The sequence below is a fragment of the Sporosarcina sp. FSL K6-2383 genome (genome assembly GCF_038618305.1).
Lineage (GTDB): Bacteria > Bacillota > Bacilli > Bacillales_A > Planococcaceae > Sporosarcina.
The window spans coordinates 3120916-3139303 of record NZ_CP152017.1 but is presented as its reverse complement, the minus strand read 5'-3'; the positions used below and the strand labels follow the sequence as shown (position 1 = coordinate 3139303).

Sequence of the window (18388 nt, the reverse complement as noted above, 5' to 3'; positions counted from 1 at the left end):
GTGCGAAAGTGACTGATGCCGACTTAAATTTAGCTAATGAAATCAAAAAGGATATAAGGGAATTAGAGAGATTTCTCTTATCCGCTGAAAAAGTATGGACAGGAAAATTAATAAAGAAAACTTCTAAATACATCTTTAGGTCGAGCGCTTACGGCATGTTTCATGAAGCGGATTATTTCATGAATACAGAAATAAAAAACAAAGTGTTGGACGTGTTAAGAGACGAGTTGACCGAATTGAGAAATCGACTAAAGGAAATTTAATTACGAGATCCCGCATTTGTAAAAAGGTCTAGGAGGTGAATCCGTGAGCATTATACAAAGCATCAAAAATCTATTTAAGAGGGGAGGATATGCATTGTCAGGGCAAACACTGAAATCTATTAATGACCATCCTAAAATCAATATAGATCCTATGGAATTGGCTAGGATTGAATCAAACTTTAATATTTACAAAGGGAATTATCCGCAAGTAGAGTACATCAACTCGGCTGGAGACAAGAAAGAGCGGGACTACATGAGTCTTAACATGATGAAGTTGAGTTCAAGTCTGTTGTCTGGACTCGCCTTTAATGAGCAGTGTGAAATCGTTGTATCGGATGCAAAGGACGAAGATGACGCGACAAATACTTTTGAATCAGCTAACGACTTCATTCAACATGTGTTCGAACATAACGACTTCAAAAAGAATTTAGCGAAGTATCTGGAACCGATGTATGCGACTGGCGGATTGACAGCTAGACCGTATGTAGATATGGCTAGTGGGCAAGTGGAATTCTCATGGGCATTGGCAAATGCATTCTATCCTCTTAGAAATAACAGTAGCGGAATCAGTGAAGGTGTTATGAAGTCGGTAACCATGAAGATGGTCGGTGGTAAGGCGGTCTATTACACGTTGCTAGAGTTTCATGAGTGGCGAGAAGGTAACTATGTTATCACCAACGAACTGTACAAGTCTGATAACAAAGGCGAAGTTGGTAAGCAAGTGCCACTGAGTGACATATACGGTGATTTAAAAGAGACAGCGACCATTACGGGATTGACTAGACCGTTATTTAATTACGTCACGCCGAATGGATTTAACAACATCAATCCTCATTCGCCGTTAGGGTTAGGGATTGCTGATAACTCCAAGTCGACGCTCAGAAAGATTAACGACACCTACGACCAATTCTGGTGGGAGATTAAGATGGGGCAGCGCACGGTGTTCGTGAGTGATTTCATGTTGCAAACATTGCCGTCAGAGGATGGAATGCCACCTAAACAGATATTTGATGCGGATACTAACGTATATAAATCTATGAGGATGGCGCAGGACGAGGAAATGGTCAAGGATGTTACGAGTGATATTCGAACGGATCAATATGTTTCAGCTATTAATCAATCATTGAGAACGCTTGAAATGGAATTAAAGTTGTCGGTCGGCACATTTTCATTTGATGGTCGGTCGATGAAGACGGCTACTGAGATTGTGAGCGAGAACGATTTAACTTTTAGGACTCGCAACGATCATGTGAATGAGGTAGAGAAGTTTATTAAAGGACTGATAGTATCGGTACTTGAACTGGCAAAGGCTACTACCTTCAACGGTAAGAAGCTGTTTGATGGTGAAATACCGACGTTTGAGCATATCGGCGTTGATTTTGACGATGGAGTGTTTCAAGATCGTTCGGCATTGTTGAAATTCTATGGACAAGCCAAGGCATTCGGATTAATTCCTACTGTAGAGGTCATACAGCGTGTGTTTAAGGTGCCGAAAGCAACAGCTGAGGAATGGTTGAAGGTTATTCAATCGGAACAGGTGGAGATGGACCCGATGATGATTAGTAATCGTAAATCAGAGGAGTTATTCGGGAAGGAGGAGTGATTGAATGAAACCCAAAATCACTCCGCATCAACTCGATTTATGGTCCGGCAACATGTCAGACCTATATCAATCTCTTGAAGGTGATATCATCCGTATCATTATCAAGCGTCTGAACACTGGTTATCGTGATATAGCATACTGGCAAGCTGAGAAACTAGCGGACTTGCATCTGTTTAACAATGACGTCACCAGGCTATTAGCAGAGGTTACTAACGTTGCTGAACCAGAGATCAGACGCATGTTTGAAGAGGTTGGACGGGGCATTGTAGAGGATATTGACAACGCTATGCCGTATCCTACTAAGCCTGTGCCAACTAATCTCGATAACGTCATGAGAGCCTATCACAATCAAGCGTGGGGCGAGATTGACAACTATGTTAATCAGACACTTGTTACAACTCAATATGGAGCAGGAACAGCGCAGAGGGCTTATGTGGATGTGCTTAATAAGACATCGGCGGCGTTTAATACAGGGTTATATACGATGGAACAGTCGGTTGAACGTGCTATCACTGATTTAGCGCAGAAGGGTATCAAGAGCACATTCGTAGACAAAGGCGGCAATCATTGGAGTCTTGAAGGCTATATGAGAACAGTCATGAAATCTACACTCGGTAATACGTACGATACTTTGCGAAAAGATCGCATGGACGAATATGGGGTGCATACTGTAGTCGTTACTAGCATGATAGGCTCAGCAAGTCGTTGTGTAAGGATACAAGGTAATGTTGTGGATTTACGAGAGACAAGTGAATTGCCACCAGATAGCGAATACAAGAGCATCTATGACTCTATTTGGCAAGCTGATTACGGAGAGGCGGGAGGACACAGAGGTGTTAACTGCCGGCATCTACATGTTCCGTTTATCCCAGGAGTCAATACCAACAATCAACCTAAGATTGACCCGAAATCGAATGAAGAAATAGCAAACGCGCGTGATACTCAACGTCGAATTGAACGCGAGATACTGAAATACAAAAAGAACCTCATAGTTGCTGAAGCGATGAAAAGTGATACTGCTGCTCATTGGAGAATGATGGTTAGTCGTAGACAAATGGCTATGCGTTCACATTTAGCGGCTAATCCAGAGTATTTGAGGCGTAACTATAAGCGAGAAAAGGTTTATACGCCTTTGAAAACGCTGTTAGGCGACTTTTCTTATGATAACTGAAAGGGGTGATTGTACAATGCCTAAATACCGAAAGAAACCAGTAGAAATTGAGGCTGTTCAGTATAACGGAACGGTTGAAGAGATAGTAGATTTTGCCGGATTTGAAAACACTGATATGAATTCAACTCAATCGAAGTTATACATCAAAACGCTTGAAGGTGACATGTTAGTTTCTCATGGCGATTATGTAATTAAAGGGATTAAAGGTGAGTTTTATCCATGTAAACCAGATATTTTTGAAGCTACCTATGAAATTGTTGAACACGACAATGACTGAAAGGAAGTGATCCATATCTAGGTTCGTGCATCCTTTATTGCACCTGACTTTGGCAATAGTCATTAAACAGGCTTATTTGTCGTTCGCGCAACGTAAATGCGCAAATCCATCGCAGACAAGACTGCGTAACCAAATGTAGGAGGAATGAAGATGAATAGAGAAGCGTTGAAAGAAATGGGATTGACCGATGAACAAATTGATAAAGTGATGGCTAGTCATGGTTCCGTGGTAAATGCAACAAAAGGCGAGCTTGCTGCAATGACGACCGAACGCGACGACTTAAAAGGGCAATTGACTGAACGTGATACGCAGTTAAATGACTTATCAGCCAAGGTTAAAGATAACGACGACTTAACCGCTGAAATCGACCGTCTGAAAGGCGAAAACGCCACTGCTACTACTGACCTACAAGCTAAATTGGATGGTCAAGCATTCGACTTCGCTCTTGAAAAAGCATTGACAGGTGCGAAGGTTCGCAATCCGAAAGCGCTCAAAGCGTTGCTGGACACTGAGAAAATCAAGCTAGACGGTGAAACGCTGTTGAACCTAGAAGATCAATTAACAACATTGAAAGAATCTGACTCGTATCTATTTGACACGGAAGAAGCACCACCCAATTCACCGGCAATCGTCACGCCGGGCAATCCGAATGGCGGAGAGAATACTCCGAGCGATCCGTTCGCGGCTAAACTGGCGAAATACAACTAATAGGAAGAGGTAATGTAAAATGGCAGGAGAAAACAATAATTTAGCGGTGCGTAGTTACCAGAAACAATTCAAAGAACTGTTGCAAGTAGTTTATAAGAAACAAGCTTACTTTTCGGAGTTTTTCGGCGGCGGAATCGAAGCACTAGACGGAGTTACGCACAACACGACAGCGTTTTCTATCAAAACAAGTGATATTCCAGTAGTTATCGGAGTGGAATACAACAAAGATCCTAATGTTGCATTCGGAACAGGCACAAGCAACACTAACCGTTTCGGCGAACGAAAAGAAATCATCTACACGGACACGGATGTGCTTTATGACTGGGAGTGGACTTGGCACGAGGGTATTGACAAGCACACGGTCAACAATAACTTCGATGCTACTGTTGCTGATCGTTCGGAGCTACAAGCGCAAGCTAAAGTCCAATTGTTCGACAACAAGGGTGGGTTGTTCATCTCTACTGTTGCTGACCAGACTCTTAACTTGGCGGACTTCTCAAACGACGCTGTGCTGAAGTTGTTCAACGACTTGTCTAACGCTTATGTAAACATGGAAGCAATTGGCACTAAAATGGCATGGGTTAAACCGGAGCTATACAACGCTATCGTCGACCACCCAATCACTTCATCAGCTAAACATTCTGGTGCAAACGTCGACACGAACGGAATCATCAGTTTCAAAGGATTCGCAATCAAAGAAGTTCCGGAGGCTAAATTCCAAACCGGTGAAGTAGCTTATACATCTATCGTTGGTGTTGGTAAACAATTTACAGGCATCAATACAGCACGCACAATTCCGTCAGAAGACTTCGATGGAGTGGCGTTCCAAGGTGCAGGTAAAGCCGGAGAGTTCATTTTGCCAGCTAACAAAAAAGCAGTCATTAAGGTGGTAACGCCCTAATGCGCCCCTACCAATCATCGGAAGCGTAACAGCTACGACTGATGGGGCTATTGTTAGTTTGACTTAAGGAGGGTTAGAATGGCTGAATCATTCAGAGTTTACAAAGGTGCTACATTGGTGGTCGAGGGGGATAGTCCCCTCTCCATCACTGGCGTGGCACCAAATACAGCGGTAGCAAATGGTGATTACCAAGCTACTAGAGTGGTAGACGGTAATGAATCTGTGAAGGTGGACATCCCTGCGTTTACCACTCTACCAATTACCGTCACAGGCGTGACCTTAACGCCGAAAACATCGAGTGCTGAAAGCGGTACGGCGGGGAGTCGTCAACTGGCGGCAGCTGTCGCGCCTGCTGATGCTACGAACAAAGCTGTAACGTATTCAATCGCACCGTCAACTACCGGGCTATCAGTGAGTGGTACTGGCTTAATCGAGTGGGATGACACGGTTGTTGATGGAGTATATACCACAACTGTGACAACCACTGATGGCAGCAAGACAGATACACATGTATTGACGTTAACGACACCATAAGAAAGTGGTGAGTATGTATGGCATATCTTACGCATGACGAGTACGAAGATTTAACGAAGAAAACAATTGAAGAAACTAAGTTTGATGAACTGTTAGTGAAATCGTCAGCGGTCTTGGACAACGTTACTAGTCATTTTTACAGTCGTCATGATATCGAAAAAGATAACACGTGGCGAGTGCGTCAATTCAAACTGGCTTTGTGTAGTCAAATTGATTATTTTAACGTTTTAGGCGCTTCGACTTTTGAAGAAATTAACAAAACGCCTCAGACGTTCTCGGCAGGTCGTACAAGCGTTAGCAATTCAAGTAGATACAATCCATCCGGCGCTAATGAAAGTAAGTCATTATTGGCGGAGGATGTGTTTATTTACCTCGAAGGGACAGGGTTGCTTTATGCAGGTGTTTCAACATGGTAATGCCAAAGCCACCAATTGACTTTCTTGTTGATTCATTCGTCTACAAGGAGTACACGGGTACAAATAGATATTCAGAACCGGAATACGCAAGTCCTATCACTATTGAACATTGTCGTATTGATAGAGGGGCGGCATACACATCCACAACGTCCGGAAAGCAGCTGCTATATAATGCGGTTGTTTTTTGTTATGAAGGTATGACAACGCCGTTGCCTGTATTTAAAGCACAATCCGTACTTGTATACGATGAGCAGGAACATGTAGTAACGAAGGTTATTACTATCTGCGAAGCCTACAGTACGACCATCTACTCATACGAATTAGAGGTGGTCTGATGACGCGTGTGACTATAAATCTTGAAGGCGCTAAGAGAAAATTGAGTGCCGAAGCGGTAAGACGCGGTAAATATGCATTAGCCAATCAAGCGCTGGCCGATATGAATCAATTTGTACCGATGGATGAAGGTATATTGCGATTATCGGCAAGCATCGACATTGACGGTAGCGCGATTAATTACAACATGCCGTACGCTGGTAGGATGTTTTACATGTATATGTACAATTACACGACACCTGGTACGGGACCACGTTGGGATTTAAAAGCGAAGTCTGCGTTTATGTCCGATTGGATTCGGGCGTTCACGAAAGGGGCTGAATGGTAATGGATTTCATGGAACGATTGTGCGATGCAATAAACGCTATTCCTGGAAACGCGGAAACCTGTAAGTTGGGTTATTTAGGCGTGGGAGAATCATTCGTGTTGTATCCGTTACCAGGTTCCCGAGTGACGCAAGAGTACATGGATGGCACGTCAGACCAACAGTTGAATTATGAAATTGCCCTAAAATCCAAATCACAAAGCAAAGTAAACGGCACACTATGGTCGGTGCAGACGGAGCTAGAAAAGTTAAAAGTATTAACAAGCGATAACAGATCATTTGAATTTGATGAATTAATCATAACGAACAAACCATTTATCAACCAGATTGATGAACAAGGGTGGTTCGTTTTTTTATTGAACGTTCAAGCAAAAATTACTGTATTCAAGGAGGAAAAATAGATGGCTAGAGAAAAGAACGCACTACGAGGGCATTATGTTCAAGCTTATGTACCAGGGGTTGATACGCCGGTAGACACTGATTGGTTGGAGTTGGCTAAATACATTTCGTCAATCAGTGATGACACACAGGAAGAAACGGAAGATACTGCGTTCTATGATGGTGACGGGACACCGGAAACGTCTGTAATTTCAGTCGCTGGTGCTTATTCCGTTGAAGGTCAATACGACCCAACAGACGAAGCACAGGAACTTATCGCAGGGCTGAAATACAAGACTGGCGAAGGACGTAAAGTCTATCACAAGATTGTATCTGCTGATGGAACGAAAGAATGGATGGCTCGCGCGACTGTGACGGCAATCGTCGCTGGTTCTGGTGACGCATCTGCTTATGAAACGTTCTCTTGTAATATTCGCTTTGATACAATCCCGACAGAGGGAGTACCTACGCCCTAATGTGCCCCAACCAACAGACATCAGCGTAACGCCGACGACTGACGGGGCTATTATCACAATAATTTAAAGTGGGAGGATGTCTTAATTGACATCCTTTTTCATTTGTACAAGGAGGAATTGCAATGACAAATGCATTAAACATCGATATTCAGCGCACTGGTTTCCCAATCAAAATTGGGACAGTGGAACTTTGGTTTGATAGTTCGCTAGAGAATCTAAGACGGTTTTTCAAGGTTGAAGAATTAGCACAGGAAAAGCTGAAAGAAGCACAAGAAAAGGCAGACAAGCTAGTGTTTCCGGAGAAAGTAGATATCGAAACGTTGGATGTAAATATGGTGGATGCAGCAATGGACGTGAATAAAGATTTTATCGCAGCACAATATGACATCGTGTTCGGAGACGGTACATTCGCGAAAGTTTACAAGAAATACCCGGATATTTTGGCACTGGAACAAACACTGGAAATTGTCGGCGTCGCCATTGGTAAGAAGTTAGAAGAACTAGAAGCGGAACGCTCCAAGCAAACGAACGCCAAGAAAGCGGAATACTTAACTAAAAAACTATTAAAGAAGTAGGTGACTAACATGAGGTTGAATGACCCGTTAGTTACCTCTTTTTCATTCGAAGAAGAAACATATTCGATAGATTTGGCGTTTGACAACGTTCTCGATGTATTCGATGTGTTTGAGGATGAAAGTTTAAGGAGTTATGAAAAGGCGGAAATATGCTTGGCGCTGCTATTAGGCGCGGAGGTCATCCCCACGCTCGAACTATGGAATCACGTCTACTCGGAGTTTATCCACGTCGAAAATAAACAGTCGATTGAATATGACCGTAAAGGAAACCCGATGCCTGTCCAAAAGGAAAATAAGAAGTCTATCGACTTTGAAAAAGATGCCGAATATATTTTCGCTTCATTCCAACAGGCCTATGGAATGAATCTTTTTCAGATGCAAGGAAAGTTGCAATGGTCGGAATTTAAGGCTCTTTTAAGCGGTTTGCCAAGCGATACCATCATGCAGAGGATCATTCAGATAAGACTGTGGGAACCATCAAAAGGCGAATCCAGCGAATACAAGCAAGCTATGCGAGATTTACAGAAAACATACTCACTAGACGAGGAGGTGGAATAATAATATGGCGAATGATGGTCAGATTAGTATTGGAGTAGAGGTCGATGGTAGACAGGTGACGGCAGCATCCACAAGCTTAGACCGCATGGCTAGTAGCGCTAGAAGTGTTGGTGGACAAACTGAAGCAATGGGGCAACAGACCGCGAGAGCGTCTATGAGCATTAAAGATTTAGCAATGTCGCTCGGACTTGTCGAAATAGCGTCAGCAGCACTCAAAACACTGAAAGCATCATTGGACGGTGCTATATCGCGTTTTGACACGTTGAGAGGTTTCCCAGTGGTCATGGAGCGAATGGGATTCAGTAGTGAACAGGCGCATGATTCCATTTCCAAATTGTCAGCCGGCATCCAAGGGTTACCAACGACACTAGACGGAATCGTAGCTAGTACACAAAGAATTGCCGTGTTAACGGGTGACTTGGATACAGCTACAGATACGGCGCTATCGTTAAACAATGCTTTCTTGGCATCGGGAGCAAGTGCTAGTGACGCCGAACGCGGACTCACTCAGTACGTCCAAATGTTATCAAAAGGCTCGGTCGACATCATGTCGTGGCGTACGTTGCAAGAAACCATGGGTTATGCGCTTAAAGAAACAGCGGCGGAGTTCGGATTTACCGGACGCTCAGCGCAAAACGATTTGTACGATGCACTAAAAGGTGGCGAGATTGTTTTTGATGAATTTAACGCAAAATTGATCGAGCTAAACGAGGGTGTAGGCGGCTTTGCTGATATGGCGGCAACAGGTAGCGCTGGTATTAAGACATCATTCGGAAATTTAAAGAACGCCGTGGTCGTTGGTGTAGCTAATATTGTCACGTCATTCGATAACTTGTCCCAAGCAACAACAGGAAAAACCATCGCCCAAAATTTAGATGGATTGAAAGTCGTTGTAGGTTCGGCATTTAAAGTCATTGGTAAGGTCATTGAAGGTGCGGTTCCGGTAGTCATTGCATTCGCGGGTGCCGTTGATTCGGCTATTCCAGTAGTTAAGGCACTATCGCCTGCGATTATCGGGCTTGTGGCTGCATTCGCTGCTTATACGGTCTACAGCAAAGCGTCAGCAGCTATTAGTGCGGCGAAAATAGCAATCGATGCAGCAAGGGCAACTACACTAACGCTCACGATTGCAACTAACGCGCGCGTAGCATCTCAAGTAGTAGCGAACACCACAGATAGAACAGGGGCAGCGATAACGGTTGCGCAAACGAGCGCTATCACATTAAAGACATTCGCGCTCGGAGTGATGACTGGAGCTATTAAGTTATCGACCGCAGCACAGATCATAGCTGCAACAGCAACAAGTGCATGGGGCGCGGCAATAAAACTCTTTGCAGGTCCGATTGGTTGGGTGACGTTAGCCGTCGGAGCATTAGTCACGGGCATTATCGCGATGGTCAAGTGGTTCAAAAAGTCCTCCGAAGAAGGAGAACGGTTAAATAAGCAAAACGAAGAGTTGGCGAGTTCGACAGACACGTTAAATTCCGCTGTCAAAGATTCTACTAAGGCGTATGAAAAGCAACAGGAAAAACTAACAACTAACGCGGAAGTTTACGCGGAATCAATCGCTAAAATCGAAGAATTGGCAGCAATAGAAAAGCTATCCGGCGAGCAGAAGAAAGAACTCAACTCTTATATTGACCAATTGAACAAAAATGTCACCGGAATGAATCTGGTTTATGGCGAAGAATCGAAAGCGTTAAGCATGACTTCCGAGCAGATGTTGAACCGAATCAATCTCATGAAAGAGGAAGAAAAACTCCAGGTTGCTCAAACACGAATGACTGAAATAATGAAAGAGCAAAATGAAGTACAAAAACAACTAGTAGAGGTCAATGCGCTTCGTGAAGAGTGGAATCAGAAGTTGGCTGATGGCACAGTGAAAAGCGGCGAACATAAAACAGCACTTGAAGAGTTAGAAGCGCAAGAGAACGCACTCAAAGAAGCTGGAAAAGTAGCCGGAGACGCGCGTGTAGAAGTTGATAACCAAATAATCGAGTCATCCGCGGCAGTAGCAGCGGCAACAGAACAAGACACAGGTAGACAAGCGAAAATGTTCGATGAGTTAAAAGACCACCAAAAAGAAGCGGTAGAAGGCATGAAATCATCTTGGGATGACTATGCAAGTTCAGCGACTGATATGTTCGACACTCTAAGCGAAAAGTCGAAAGTATCCGTTGGAGATATGACGAAAAATCTCGAAGAAAACCAACGCATCATTGGCGAATGGGCAGACAACGTAGCTACGCTTGCTGAACGTGGCATTGATGAAGGTTTACTAGACACGCTAAGAAGTGCGGGTCCAGAAGCGGCGGGGCTTGTAAACAACCTTGTATCATCTTCTGATGCAGAGTTAGCTAAGCTAAGTGAAGCGTTCGCGAACGGTGGCGATGTGGCGACACAAGCGTTAGTTAAGTCGATGGGCATTGAGGATTCAGGAGTCATGGGAGCCGTAGGTCATCTGGTAGTTGATACTGAACAGGCTTTATCGCAAGCTATCCAAAGTGCTGATTTTGGCGCATTAGGTCAAGCAGTACCAGAAGGCACAGTAAAAGGTATCGAATCCGGCACAAAAGATGTTGCGGAAGCGGCTGAAAAAATGGCTGGCGAAACCGAAAAGGCTTTCAAGGGTGCATTGGACATCAATAGCCCGTCCGGCGTATTCGAAAAGTTCGGCATTAATATTACAGAAGGCGCAGACAAAGGAATCAAGAACGGCACACCTCCTATAATCTTGACAATGCAGAATCTTGTTAAATCCATGAAGGATCAATTCAAAGACATCTATTCCGACTTTGTGAAAATTGGTAACGATACAACGGCAGGGTTGAATCAAGGGTTGATAGCTGGTCAAGTCAAGGTGATGGCGACCGCTAGAGGGCTTGCTAACAATGTCGCGGCGACTATGCGCAAGGAGTTAGATATTCATTCCCCTTCTCGTGTTACGACTAAGATTGGTAGTCAGACTGGCGCTGGATTCTTAAAGGGCTTGAAAGGCGCGGAAAAAGAAATAGAGAAGGCTTCTAAGAAGTCGGCTAAAGCGGCAGTTTCGGGGACTAAAACAGCGATAGGAGAAGCTAAGAAAGCGGGACAAGCAGCGGCGGCAAGGTACAAAGAGGCCTTGGATGTATCTAAGTATAAATTTAAAATGGGTGAAATTGATTCGGCGGCATATATCGTGTCACTTGAAAAGGTTAGAAAAGCATATGCAAAAACACCAGAACAGGTAAGAAAAGTAAATCTGGAAATCGCCAATGTTCAAAAGGCATCTGCTAAAGCCGAGCAACAAGTGATTAAAGATAGTTACGAGCATTCGAAGAACTTCATCGAGAAGAGGAAACGCGACGGTGAAATATCATTAAGCGCTGAACTCAATGCTTGGTTAAGAGTGCAGGATCGTTACAAGGCAGGTACGAAAGAGCGGATTGACGCCGAGAAAAATGTTGCTAAGGTTCGCATCGAACTTGCAAAAGCTGAGTTTGACGCTGCGAAAGACGCAATAGATACAAGGAAATATTACAACCAATTGTCCCTAACCGAAGAATTGGCGGCTTGGGAAAAGATTCAAGCAAAATATCTCGATGGCACCAAAGAACGTGAAGAAGCAGACAGAAATGTCTATCGTGTGAAGAAAGAGATTAACGATCAACTCATTGCATTGAACGAGTCATACAGCAAGAAAATGAGCGACATTAGCAAGAAATTGGTTGCTGACGAGTTGAAAGTAAACGAAGATCTTGCTAAAGGTATTGCGTCCATTAAAGACAATGCGAATAAAGAAATACTGAAAGCGGAAGAGAATCTTGCCAGCAAGACCAAAGATATCAACGAAAAGCTACTTGCTGACCAACAACGTGAAATGGACAACTATCTGAAATCTGTTGAAGAAGGCTATAACCGACTGAACAATTTCAACGGCGGTTTGTTTAATTACTTCGAAATGTTACCAGCAGAAAGTGGCGATGATTTAACCACTATTCTTGAATCTCAACTTAACGGACTCAAAGAGTGGGAGAAACAGATGGAGGAGCTATCTGGTAAAGCTATCGACGAAGGGTTGCTCGAAGAACTTCGCAAGATGGGTCCAGAGGCATTGCCTGAACTCATGGCATTCAACAACATGACGGAAGATCAACTCGAAACGTATTCTGCCATTTACCAAGAGAAGTCCGCTAAAGCTAGGGAGCTTGCCGAGAAGGAAAACGAAGGTCTTAAAGCCGATACCGAGAAACGTCTGCAAGAAATGAGAGCAATCGCTAATGCAGAACTATCTCAACTGCAATATGATACTCAAATTCACATATCCGCAATGAGGCAAGCGGCTGATATGGAAATCGCTCAAATGCAGGTAGATGCACATATGCGAATCAACGAGATGCGCGTTACTGCAAACGAAGAACTAGAAGTGTTAAAAGATGAATGGGTAAAGAGTGTTGAGTCTATCAAGAAGGCGACTGACGATGAATTGAAGGGCTTGAAAGAGATTGGTAGGAACGCTGGTAAAGGTTTAATGGACGGGTTATCTAGCATGGAGGGGGCTTTAGTTGCTAAAGCTACATCTATTGCGAACGCGGTTAAAGCAGCTATGGCTTCTGCACTTGACATCAACAGCCCATCACGTTGGATGCGCGATTATATCGCAGGGAATATGGCACTTGGGTTTATCGATGGTGTTGACGCCAATCAGTCGAAGGTCGTTAATGCAGCTGATAGATTCGCAGAATTCATGAAGCCTAAAATGGTCGATGTAATAGTGCCTAATGTTAATTTTAAAACTTTCAATCCTAATTTCGCCGGAGGACAAGGTGTTTCGTCATCCAATGATAATAGAAAATCGTACTCACACCAAATCACGAATCATTTTACGCCTGCGCAATCAACACCATCCGAACATGCTAGACAACAAAGTAGAATGCTTGTTGAACTTGGTATGCATCTATGAGGAGGGGACACAATGTTATTCAAATTACAGTTTGAAAATTCAAGAGGTCAAAAAATAGAATTGTATGACCGTCCCTTCCGGCTTTCGACGGTTGAAGGGCTCGGTGATGTTGGTGCTGATATTCAAATGCAGAAAGCGCCGTATCAAGATGGTTCAACTCTAATTGATACAACGCTAGAATCAAGGCAAATGACAATAGAGCTTAAAATTCACGGGAAAGACGCGGCAGATACTGAATCTAAACGGCGTTTGTTTGCGTCTATTTTCAATCCGAAATTGGGAATAGGAACACTGAAATATATCCGTGATAACGAAGTGAAGATAATCAATGCGGTAGCTGAATCTGTACCATTCTTTCCAGATGGCCAGACAAATAGAAAAGATACGTTTCAAAAGGCGTTACTATATTTAATATGTCCAAGTCCACATTGGCGTTCCCCATCAATCACGGAAGAACCTGCATTCGAACCGAGGTTCAGGTTTCCAACGCGTGGACCATTTATCATGGGAATACAAAGAGATAGGCGGGTAATCATAAACGATGGCGATGCGCCTGCTCCGGTTCAAGTTGAATTTTTTGGTCCTGCTTTGAATCCCAAAATAATCAATCAGACGACTGGCGAATACATCAAGATCAACCAAGAACTGCTCGAAGACGAGCGGATGATAATAGATACCACTGACTCAACGGTATATTTCATTGACCCGGCAGGTACTAAACGTAATGTATTCCCTTGGATTGATTTATCATCAACATTCTTCTATTTACAAATTGGAGAGAATGATATCGAATATACAGCGGACTCAGACATTCAAGGGACTATCGTCAATATCAGCTATAGCAAGCTTTACACAGCAATATAGGAAAGGGGCTAAAATTTATGGCCGAACGCTCATTATTTTTTAACGCTGTCGAAACTTCGCCAGGAGTATTTGATCGTGAATATCTAGAGTCGGATTTTGCGATTTACTTTGGCTCAGTATTATCATCGGGGATAATTAATTCGGATGAAAGCCCCGGGGTGGTCGTCAGTGTGGAAAACGGCACACTGAATACTGTTGTCAGTATGGGAAAGGCGCTGTTAAAAGGGCATTTCTATGAAAACACAACGCCGTTGACCCTAACACATTCCATTCCAGAAGCGACTCTGGACCGCATCGACCGCATCGTGTTGCGTCTTGATGTACGTAATCAATCAAGATACATCAAAGCTATTGTCAAAGAAGGTGACCCAGCAGCTACACCTGTTGCTCCTGTATTGCAGCGAGACAATTTTATCCATGAAATTTCTTTGGCTCAAATTAGGGTTCGTCAAAACACTGTCCAACTGCTTCCTGCCGATTTAATCGACGAAAGACTCATTGACGACCTGTGCGGACTCGTGACATGGACACCAAAAGTTCCAACGTCGCAATTCCAAGAACAATGGGATGAATTTATGGAGTCAATAGAGGATGAAGGGTTTGCGACAGTCGCATCTGTTGAGGCGGTCGATGCTCGAGTTACGATACATGAGGCGGATGATGTAAGGCATACCACTGCGGTAGAAAAAGCAAAATGGAACAATAGCGTAAACTCAATTAATATTGGCGCGACTACTGTAGACCCTAACACTACGGAAGAAGCATATATCCTTACTAATCACGCTAATAGTCCGGGCGGGGGTTTATATTGGCACATCCAAACATTTTTTTATTCTAGTAAAACAAGCAATCGCGCACAACAAGCCATTTCATACAGTGGTAGTGTGCCTCAATTCCGGGTGCGTCATTTTTATCAAGGTGTTTGGGTTCCCTGGAGCGTAGACCCTTTTCAGTCAGTCGTTGACGGCAAGAATAGCGTAAAATCGGCTATCTTGGCAAAAGGTGGTACTGTCGGCGGCGGGAACCCACCGGATTTTTCACATCTCGTAACAGGTGTAAACGGGATTAGCACGGGTGTGAGGCGGGTGAGTGGTCAGATTTACGCTCCCCTTTTGAGAAAATCATTCCCTCGTGGATGGGCAAGTGACGGTACGGTTCTTTCCGACTATGTAAATTTTGATTTTTCTCAACTACCCTTTATTCCCGAAATAATTACTTTTTTCCGTTCTGATAAAGTTCATGGCACGTATGCAGGCGGTCTATGGAAATATGATTTCATACAAACAACTGGTGATGGGGCTAACGCATACAATGGTCAATATTATCTTAGAGTTCCCTACTCCAATGGTGTGGTATCATTGCCTATTGCTTCTATCGCCACCGATACTACTTTAGATTGGGTAGCTTATGAAAGGAAGTGATAGCATGGAATTAGGAAGATGTTTATTTTACGACATAGCAACGGGAAGCGTTATCATAGATACGGGAGAGTGGAGCGACGCCGTACGAAAAAAGACCATAGATGAACACGTATCAACTTATTCTGCACTCTCCGAAAGAAACCGTGATTCGTTTGATGCGATAGAGTTAGAATACGGCGAGTATCGACAAGACTTTGCTGAAATGACAGGGGTAAAAGTTGACGTGGATACAGGAACATTGTTATTTAGTTATCCAGACCCGAATGAACCGGAAACAGAGCCGGAATTTAGACCACCACTGTCTATTGAAGTGGATGAACTCAAACAAGAAAACATGCTACTAAAAGCACAAAATAACGCATTATCCGAAAGAGCGGATTTCATTGAAGACGTAATTGCCGAAATGGCTGTACAGGTCTATCAATGATTACCCGCTTTTTGTTTTGGCTTTTATTGAAATTGGGGGGAGGTGATACTATGATGGCGATGTTTTTTGCACAGCGTGTAATCCTTGGGAAGACAGAGTGGAATGAAGTACCTTCTACGCTTCAACCGGGAGTTAAGGAGATTCTTGATGACAGTGGGCTTGGTTTTTTGGTTGATGGTGAGTAAACGCAGCATAAGCTAGCGTTATTTTTTATGCCTGAAATAAGTAAATAGAAGGACTCCTTTTCTCTTATGTAGTATGGTAAGGAAAAGGGGATGAGTAAATGAAAATATCATTACGAGATGTTACTAATCGAAGAAGAAAAGAAAAATGCTACTTAATTGAACACGAAGACGGAGATTATTTCGTGATATATGGTTCGAAATACCGCGAGGTTATTGGCGGTGATCTGTGGGATTCTATTTCATCCTTTATAAAAGGTGACGTGGGTTGGAATTTTGTCGATAAACGATTGAGATTCAATCGCGATGACGAATACCGAGAAGGTCATAAGCATAATTGGCAAGATTTCAACGAGGAAGTTAAAGCTAAAGTGTTGGATGTCGATAGTTTGTACATCGATGGAGAAAAACAGGTAATTGATTCAGTGAAGTCAAACGAATAATATTTATTGAGAACGTCCTGTCATCGGGCGTTTTTTAATGCCTTACCTTTGGACCATTAGGTGTCGTAGTGAAAATCAAATATTAATGTAGAGAGCATCCAATCCGGGTGCTCTTTTTCATTTGAAAGAAGGTGACTAAATGACATTGCCAATCCGAATCATGACACGAGATTTTCAGTTAGTATGCGAAATTAAAAAGTATTCCAGTTTGCAAATCACAAACTCCTGGCATGGTATAGGAATCATGGAACTGCACATCAATCGGTATATAGAAAATGCCGACAAATTAAAGTCTGGGTACATTATATTTCCACATAACCGACTTAATAAAGGCTGTGAAATAAAAGAACGAAAAGTCGCTGTCGATGAAAATGGTAAGGCTACAGAGGATTGGATAATCACCGCATTACCGTTAAAGTCTTGGTTTGGACAAAATATAACTATGCCACCAGAAGACTTTGCTGAAGACTCATTTTCGGGTGACGCCGAGTCTGTAATGCACCATTATGCTGTATCGCAAGCTATTAACCCTGCGGACCCAAATAACAAGTTGCCAATCGTTGAAGGTTCAAATTTGGGGAGAGGAATGCAGGTGGAATGGCAGTCACGATACAAAAACCTAGCGGGAGAAATGACAGAAGTCAGCACGCTAAGCGGCATCGGTTGGAATATTGATATCGACACAGAAAATGAAGAATTTGTGTTCAACACTTACGAAGGTCGGGATCTAACGGCAAATCAAGACATCTATCCTCCTGCAATATTTAGCACGGATTTCAAAACACTGAAAGAGTTGTCATTTGTCGAATCCTCTCTGAACTATAAGAACGTTGCGGTGGTCGCAGGACAGGGCGAAGGAATTGATAGACGTATTGTATTGGCAGGGGATTTGGACGCCGCAGGACTCGATAGGCATGTCCTATTTGTGGATGCTCGCGATATTTCCGAGAAGACTGATGGTAGAAACCCAGTCCCTTTACCGCCAGAGGTAATCGAGGAAAAGTTGCGTAATCGGGGTTTACAAAAACTCGCTGAACATCGACAAGAGCTATATCTAGAGGGTCAAGTGTTGTCGAAGTCTAAATTGGTATACGGTATTGATTACGATTTAGGCGACTTGGTGACTTTGCAAAAACGTGACTGGGGCGTGACGACTGATGTAAGAATCACGGAAGTCAAAGAAATCTATGAGCCTGGCAATACAGGTATTGAATTGACCTTCGGAAATAGTCGTCCAACGTTGATTTCGAAAATCAAGGAACAATTAAGTGGTATGCGTACAGAAATGACACGTTGAATGTCCGTATGGGGCGTTCTTTTTCTTTACCCAAAAATAAAAAATAGGAGTGATCATGTGGCGGAAGACGATATGAAAATGATCATCGAAATGAAAGAAGATATTGCTAGCATCAAGACTTTGCTGTCAACGATGAACAAGACGAATGACACAGCGATGGAAGCATCTCAATCTGCCAAGTCAGCGCATCACCGTATTGATAAGCTAGACAGGATTGTATTTTGGGCAGGGACAACAATTGTCGGCACGGTCATTATTGCGCTTATCGCGCTACTATGGAAAGGGAGTAATTAA

Annotated in this window: 22 protein-coding genes; all 22 read left to right on the top strand. The window is 43.3% G+C overall.

The genetic code is table 11. From position 1 onward, the window contains the following. The first annotated feature begins 8 nt into the window (after window positions 1-8). The 22 genes from MKZ10_RS15800 (at window position 9) to MKZ10_RS15695 (ending at window position 18388) form a co-directional block, all read left to right on the top strand. On the top strand, window positions 9-263 hold the full coding sequence (locus tag MKZ10_RS15800; protein WP_342505876.1) for a hypothetical protein: 255 nt from the start codon (window positions 9-11) through the stop codon (window positions 261-263). A gap of 43 nt (window positions 264-306) precedes the next feature. Next, window positions 307-1866 carry a phage portal protein gene (locus tag MKZ10_RS15795; protein ID WP_342505875.1) on the top strand — a complete coding sequence of 520 codons (1560 nt, stop codon included), beginning with the start codon at window positions 307-309 and terminating at the stop codon, window positions 1864-1866. A gap of 4 nt (window positions 1867-1870) precedes the next feature. After that, the gene (locus tag MKZ10_RS15790) at window positions 1871-3037 is read left to right on the top strand and encodes a phage minor capsid protein (protein ID WP_342505874.1); all 1167 of its coding nucleotides are present in this window, start codon (window positions 1871-1873) and stop codon (window positions 3035-3037) included. A 16-nt stretch (window positions 3038-3053) separates the two neighbouring features. Then, window positions 3054-3314 carry a hypothetical protein gene (locus MKZ10_RS15785; protein WP_342505873.1) on the top strand — a complete coding sequence of 87 codons (261 nt, stop codon included), beginning with the start codon at window positions 3054-3056 and terminating at the stop codon, window positions 3312-3314. A 150-nt stretch (window positions 3315-3464) separates the two neighbouring features. After that, on the top strand, window positions 3465-4022 hold the full coding sequence (locus tag MKZ10_RS15780; RefSeq protein WP_342505872.1) for a phage scaffolding protein: 558 nt from the start codon (window positions 3465-3467) through the stop codon (window positions 4020-4022). Between the two features lie 19 nt (window positions 4023-4041). Then, entirely contained in the window at window positions 4042-4923 is an 882-nt protein-coding gene (locus MKZ10_RS15775) for a phage capsid protein (RefSeq protein ID WP_342505871.1), read from the top strand. 78 nt (window positions 4924-5001) lie between these two features. Next, on the top strand, window positions 5002-5457 hold the full coding sequence (locus tag MKZ10_RS15770) for a putative Ig domain-containing protein (RefSeq protein ID WP_342505870.1): 456 nt from the start codon (window positions 5002-5004) through the stop codon (window positions 5455-5457). Window positions 5458-5474: 17 nt separating this feature from the next. Continuing rightward, a complete protein-coding gene (locus MKZ10_RS15765) occupies window positions 5475-5873 on the top strand; it encodes a hypothetical protein (protein WP_342505869.1) in 399 nt (132 codons plus the stop codon). After that, window positions 5867-6208, top strand: a complete 342-nt coding sequence (locus tag MKZ10_RS15760) for a putative minor capsid protein (protein WP_342505868.1) — start codon at window positions 5867-5869, stop codon at window positions 6206-6208. Before MKZ10_RS15765 ends, MKZ10_RS15760 begins: the two co-directional genes overlap by 7 nt. Beyond that, entirely contained in the window at window positions 6208-6534 is a 327-nt protein-coding gene (locus MKZ10_RS15755) for a minor capsid protein (protein WP_342505867.1), read from the top strand. The genes MKZ10_RS15760 and MKZ10_RS15755 overlap by 1 nt, the downstream gene beginning before the upstream one ends. Then, window positions 6534-6932, top strand: a complete 399-nt coding sequence (locus tag MKZ10_RS15750; protein ID WP_342505866.1) for a minor capsid protein — start codon at window positions 6534-6536, stop codon at window positions 6930-6932. Before MKZ10_RS15755 ends, MKZ10_RS15750 begins: the two co-directional genes overlap by 1 nt. After that, complete coding sequence (locus tag MKZ10_RS15745) at window positions 6933-7385, top strand: phage tail protein (protein WP_342505865.1); 453 nt, start codon at window positions 6933-6935, stop codon at window positions 7383-7385. It abuts the gene before it with no gap. A 122-nt stretch (window positions 7386-7507) separates the two neighbouring features. Next, a complete protein-coding gene (locus tag MKZ10_RS15740) occupies window positions 7508-7960 on the top strand; it encodes a hypothetical protein (RefSeq protein WP_342505864.1) in 453 nt (150 codons plus the stop codon). 9 nt (window positions 7961-7969) lie between these two features. Then, window positions 7970-8518 (top strand): Gp15 family bacteriophage protein, encoded by a 549-nt coding sequence (locus MKZ10_RS15735; RefSeq protein ID WP_342505863.1) that lies wholly within the window; start codon window positions 7970-7972, stop codon window positions 8516-8518. Window positions 8519-8522: 4 nt separating this feature from the next. Further along, on the top strand, window positions 8523-13460 hold the full coding sequence (locus tag MKZ10_RS15730) for a tape measure protein (protein ID WP_342505862.1): 4938 nt from the start codon (window positions 8523-8525) through the stop codon (window positions 13458-13460). A 12-nt stretch (window positions 13461-13472) separates the two neighbouring features. Further along, window positions 13473-14324: a phage tail domain-containing protein gene (locus tag MKZ10_RS15725; RefSeq protein WP_342505861.1), complete on the top strand. Its 852-nt coding sequence runs from the start codon at window positions 13473-13475 to the stop codon at window positions 14322-14324. Window positions 14325-14341: 17 nt separating this feature from the next. Then, window positions 14342-15745: a pyocin knob domain-containing protein gene (locus MKZ10_RS15720; RefSeq protein WP_342505860.1), complete on the top strand. Its 1404-nt coding sequence runs from the start codon at window positions 14342-14344 to the stop codon at window positions 15743-15745. 4 nt (window positions 15746-15749) lie between these two features. Next, entirely contained in the window at window positions 15750-16172 is a 423-nt protein-coding gene (locus MKZ10_RS15715) for a hypothetical protein (RefSeq protein WP_342505859.1), read from the top strand. A gap of 50 nt (window positions 16173-16222) precedes the next feature. Further along, the gene (locus MKZ10_RS15710) at window positions 16223-16357 is read left to right on the top strand and encodes a hypothetical protein (RefSeq protein ID WP_342505858.1); all 135 of its coding nucleotides are present in this window, start codon (window positions 16223-16225) and stop codon (window positions 16355-16357) included. Window positions 16358-16455: 98 nt separating this feature from the next. Further along, window positions 16456-16797: a hypothetical protein gene (locus MKZ10_RS15705; protein WP_342505857.1), complete on the top strand. Its 342-nt coding sequence runs from the start codon at window positions 16456-16458 to the stop codon at window positions 16795-16797. A gap of 139 nt (window positions 16798-16936) precedes the next feature. Continuing rightward, the gene (locus tag MKZ10_RS15700) at window positions 16937-18094 is read left to right on the top strand and encodes a siphovirus ReqiPepy6 Gp37-like family protein (RefSeq protein WP_342505856.1); all 1158 of its coding nucleotides are present in this window, start codon (window positions 16937-16939) and stop codon (window positions 18092-18094) included. Between the two features lie 57 nt (window positions 18095-18151). After that, complete coding sequence (locus tag MKZ10_RS15695; RefSeq protein ID WP_342505855.1) at window positions 18152-18388, top strand: hemolysin XhlA family protein; 237 nt, start codon at window positions 18152-18154, stop codon at window positions 18386-18388.